The organism is Steroidobacter sp., from assembly GCF_016790065.1.
Taxonomy (GTDB): domain Bacteria; phylum Pseudomonadota; class Gammaproteobacteria; order Steroidobacterales; family Steroidobacteraceae; genus Steroidobacter.
The window spans coordinates 1-4,521 of the sequence record NZ_JAEUPY010000189.1; the positions used below are offsets into that span (position 1 = coordinate 1).

The following is a 4,521-nucleotide window of genomic DNA, read 5'->3' on the forward strand; positions in this document are numbered from 1 at the left end:
TCGGGCCATCGTCAACGAAGCCGCTGAACGGCGAACGTATGTGTCCGCGCATTGTCATCCTGCGCACGCGGTCAAACGTTGCATTGAGTTCGGCGTGCGGGTGATCGAGCACGGCACGCTGATGGATGACACCACCGCCGACTTCGTCGCGGCACATGGCGCATTCGTCGTGCCGACGATGTCGATCATCTTTGCATTGGTTGAACAGGGTCCCAAGCTCGGCTTTCCGGCTGAGAGCCAGCAGAAGGCGCAGTTCGCTTTTGAGGCGGCGCTGCGTGGCATGGATTCGATGCGACGCGCCGGTGTGCGCATCGGCTTCGGTACGGATTTGCTCGGTGAGACCTACGTGCAGCAGTGTCGCGAGTTCAACATTCGTCGTGAGGTGTTTTCGCCGCTGGAGATCCTGCGGCAGGCGACGTCGACGAATGCTTCGTTGTTGATGCAGGAGGACAAGCTAGGTTGCATCAAGCCCGGTGCGCATGCCGATCTGCTAGTAGTGGAGGGTGATCCGCTACGCGACGCTGGCCTGCTCGCAGAAAGTGGCAAGCACCTGCGGCTCATCATGCGAGCAGGCGAGATCGTGCGTAACGAGCTGAGCTGATGGCGCAAGCGGGGCGTCCCTGGGAACTCTACAGTGCACGCCATCGCTGGGGGCTGCTGGCGATTCTGTATCTGGTCTCCACCTCGAACTATCTCGATCGGAACATTCTTGCGGTGCTGCTCGAGCCGATCAGAGTCGAGTTCGCGGCGTCGGACACGATGCTGGGCCTGTTGAGTGGCCTGGCGTTCGTCATCTTCTACGCGCTGTTCGGCATTCCGGTCGCCCGCTGGGCCGACGTCGGCAACCGGCGCACGATCGTTACGGTCGCGCTCACTGTGTGGAGTCTGATGACGGTTGCCTGTGGGCTGGCACAAACATTCGTGCAATTGGCGATCGCGCGCGTCGGCGTCGGCGCCGGCGAGTCCGGTGCGATCCCGCCTGCCCAATCGTTGATCGCGGAGTACTTCCCGCCCGAGCAGCGGGCCAGCGCAATTGCGATCTTCACCTCCGCATCGACGGCGGGGCTGCTGCTCGGTATCGGTGTCGGTGGCTACGTGGCTACTCATTACGGTTGGCGCACGGCTTTCATGGTTGCGGGTCTGCCGGGTCTCGTGTTGGCTGTCCTAGTTCGTTTCGGTTTGCGAGAGCCACGCCTCGTCCTGGGTTTTCCTCGGTCGGGAGCACAGGGCGAATCACTGCGCGCCGCAATCGCCAGCCTGCGAGCCAAGCCCAGCTTCGTGCTGATGCTCATCGGTGCGATTCTTTATTTCCTGATGGCCTACGGCGCGCTGCTGTTCGTGCCAACGTTCTTGGTCCGCGTGCATGGTTTATCGCTCGCGGTCGTGGGTTTCAGTTACGCCGGCGTCTCTGCGGCTGGCAGTCTTCTCGGAACGCTGGCTGGAGGCTGGGTTGCCGACCGACTCGCTCGGCGCGATGCGCGATGGCTCGCATGGCTGCCGGCGCTAACCTTTGTTCTCGGCGGGCTGCTTTTCATGGCCGCTTTCATGCTCGATAGTTACTCTGCCTTTCTGGTGTGCGCATTCGTCGGGATGGCCTTGATGAATGTCGGCGTGCCGGCCATGTTCGCAGCGGTGCACGCGGTGTGCGGCGGGCCGCGGCGCGCGATGGCGATTGCGATCGTGCTGTTCTCCGGGACCTTGTTCGGCGGCGGCCTGGGGCCACTGCTCACCGGTATCGTCAGTGACGCGTTCAGTGCTTCGCATGGCGCGGGCGGGTTGAGATATTCGTTGATACTGATGACTTCTACTGCGCTGCTGGCCGGCGCGGTCTTCTATCACGCAGGTCGTGCGATGCCGGCCGATATCGAGCAATAGATTGCAACGAAGGGTCGTACCATGAATCCGAGCACAGATCTGCAACGCTATGTCGTCAATCCGGGGCCGCGCACGCCGGTCAGCGGATTGCAGGCAGCGGTCACCACGGACTCGGCGATCGTTACGGAGACGATGCTGGATGTTCTGCGCGCAGGCGGTAACGCGGTCGATGCAGCCGTTGCCGGCTCGCTGGTGCAGGCGGCTGTCGAGCCGTTCATGACCAACCATGCCGGCACGGTCACGTTTCTTTATTACGAAGCGGCGACGGGGCGCATCTATCAACTCGACAGTTTGGGCGTATTTCCGTCAGGGCTGGCGCCGTTCAAGCCCGTGCCGGCCAGTGCGGGTTCGTATGCAGCGATGCCGCCGTCGGCGGTCATTCCAGGCTTCATGCCAGGACTGAAAGAGATTCACCGGCGTTTCGCGAGTCGCAGCTGGAGCGATCTGTGCGCGCCCGCGGTCGAGTGGGCCGAGCGCGGCCATCCGATCTCGACGTTCGAGTATCGACTCAATGTGGAAACGGAGAAATTCATTACGCACTTCCCAGAGGGCCGGGAGTTCTATCAGCCGCAAGGCCGGCTCCAGGATGTTGGTGACATCTTCGTGCCCAAGGATCTCGGCGCCACGCTGCGAGCAGTAGCGAAGGAGGGGCCCGATCACATGATCACCGGCGCATGGAGCCAGCAGTTCATCGCGAAGGCGAACGCGATGGGATGGAAGATCCGCCCCGAGCACATGACGGAGACGCCGCCGCGCTGGATCGAGCCGATTCGCTATCGGCTTCGTGAGCACGAGATCGTGAGTCTGGGGCCGCCGCAGGCGCAGGGCCTCTACATCGCAGTCGCGCTCGGTGTTCTCGAACATCTCGGCGCTCGCGAAATGAAGCCGGGTTCGGCCGAGTACCTCTGGGCCATGGGGCACGCGCTACGTCAGGCCGCGCGTCACTGGGAATATTCGCAGGACGAGTCGGTCTACGAAGTGCCTCGCGATGAATTGCTCGACGACGCTTACCATTCGCATCTGGCACGTATCATTCGCAAGTCACGGCCTCGTATCGACCTCACGGATCACATCCGCCTGACAAGCGATGTTCCTGCGTCGGGCGACATCATGTCGTCGCTGTCGGCCAGCGGCAGCAAGCCGAGGCTCGGATCGTCGAAGTCAGACCAGCCGACCGGCTCTTGTGAGATCGCCGTTGTCGACGCCCAAGGCAATTGGGTACAGATGATGAACACACTGCAGGGATCGGGCATTCCCGGCATGGTCGTCGGCGGTGTGACGATGGTTGGCAGTCACGCGACGTTCGGACATCTAATGAGCTCGATGGACGCGACGCTCGTGCCTGGTGCGAGGGGACGCTGCGTCATCGGCAATACGCTGGTGCTGAAGGACGGCAGACCCGTGTTGTCGCTGGGCTCACCGGGCAACGTTCACTGCACGGTGCCGCAGGTACTTTCTTATGTGTTGAACTGCGGGCTCGACGCCTACTCCGCTGTCGACGCTCCGCGCATGCTGCCGATGTCCGAGGCACGTCAGATCACTATCGAAGACCGGATTAGCCCCGAGACTGTGCGTGACCTGCACAAGCTCGGCGTGCGTGTCGCAGTAACCTCCGGCTACGACTATCACATGGGCTCGTTCTCGGTCATCACTCGTGATGCGAAAACAGGGGCTTACACAGCCATCGCCGATCCGCGTAGATGCGCGGTCGCTGGCGGTCTCAAGCGGTAAAAGACGGGTGATCTGGCACTAAGATGCCGCAGCCGGTCGAATCCACAGGTCCCGCTGAAAAATAGTCCGCTGGCCGGAGGCGGCCGGTCCGAGCGCCATTTTGCCGTGTTATCGTCGGCTCTAGCGCGCTTTCGGACCATCGATATGTCGGAAATCCTCAACGCATTCCTGCGCAACGAGGCAGCCATTCTTCGCTATCTGACCCGTTTTCGAGTGGGGGCTGCGGCTGCCCAGGATCTGTTGCAGGAGACCTTCCTCAGAGGCTTCGCCGCGGAGCTGAAGACGGACATCAAGGAGCCGAAGGCGTATCTGTTTCAGATCGCGCAGAAGCTGGTGCTGGAGAGCATGAGGCGCGATGGCCGCTCGCCCACGCTGGCGCTGGAGGACTGCGGCGGGGCCGAGCAACTGTTGGATGAAGATCAGGCGGGTGCGGAGGAATGGCTGGAAGGCCGTCGCAAGCTCGCGCTGTTCGTGCGAGCGGTGGCTGAGCTGCCGCCGCAGTGTCGCAAGGCCTTTCTGCTACGTCGTATCGACAGGCTGCAGTTCAAACAGATCGCCAACCGCATGAGCATCAGTGTCTCGGCGGTCGAAAAGCACGTGATGACCGGGCTGCTGAAGTGCAATGCCTACCTTCGCGAGCACGGTTACGATCCACGGGACCTCGTGGGAACGGTGAAGTCGGCCAATGTCTCGTCTGATGACGACACGCCCGGAGCCACCACGGAAGCGGCAAGCAGCGATGAATGAATCAGAAGCCAAGATTGTGACGTTACCCAGCGCACAACAGATCGAGACTGAAGCGGCCTCCTGGCTGGTGGTGCTCGGCCGTGAGCAGGTCAGTGCCGAAGATCGCATGGAGTTCAAGCGATGGCTGCGGCAGAGCGAACGGCACCGCGCAGCTTTTGACACACTCAG

At 62.0% G+C, this 4,521-nt stretch carries 5 protein-coding genes; all 5 read left to right on the plus strand.

The genetic code is table 11. The annotated features are described in order from the left end of the window. On the plus strand, positions 1 to 601 hold a 601-nt coding region (locus JNL55_RS08240; RefSeq protein ID WP_293851838.1), incomplete at its 5' end, for an amidohydrolase family protein. Next, on the plus strand, positions 601 to 1,875 hold the full coding sequence (locus JNL55_RS08245) for a spinster family MFS transporter (protein ID WP_293851841.1): 1,275 nt from the start codon (positions 601 to 603) through the stop codon (positions 1,873 to 1,875). The genes JNL55_RS08240 and JNL55_RS08245, both read left to right, overlap by 1 nt. A 21-nt stretch (positions 1,876 to 1,896) precedes the next feature. Beyond that, positions 1,897 to 3,606, plus strand: a complete 1,710-nt coding sequence (locus tag JNL55_RS08250; RefSeq protein ID WP_293851844.1) for a gamma-glutamyltransferase — start codon at positions 1,897 to 1,899, stop codon at positions 3,604 to 3,606. A gap of 144 nt (positions 3,607 to 3,750) precedes the next feature. Further along, positions 3,751 to 4,353: an RNA polymerase sigma factor gene (locus JNL55_RS08255; protein WP_293851847.1), complete on the plus strand. Its 603-nt coding sequence runs from the start codon at positions 3,751 to 3,753 to the stop codon at positions 4,351 to 4,353. After that, positions 4,346 to 4,521 (plus strand): FecR/PupR family sigma factor regulator (locus tag JNL55_RS37405; protein ID WP_415923038.1); only part of this gene is annotated, 176 nt, incomplete at its 3' end. The genes JNL55_RS08255 and JNL55_RS37405, both read left to right, overlap by 8 nt.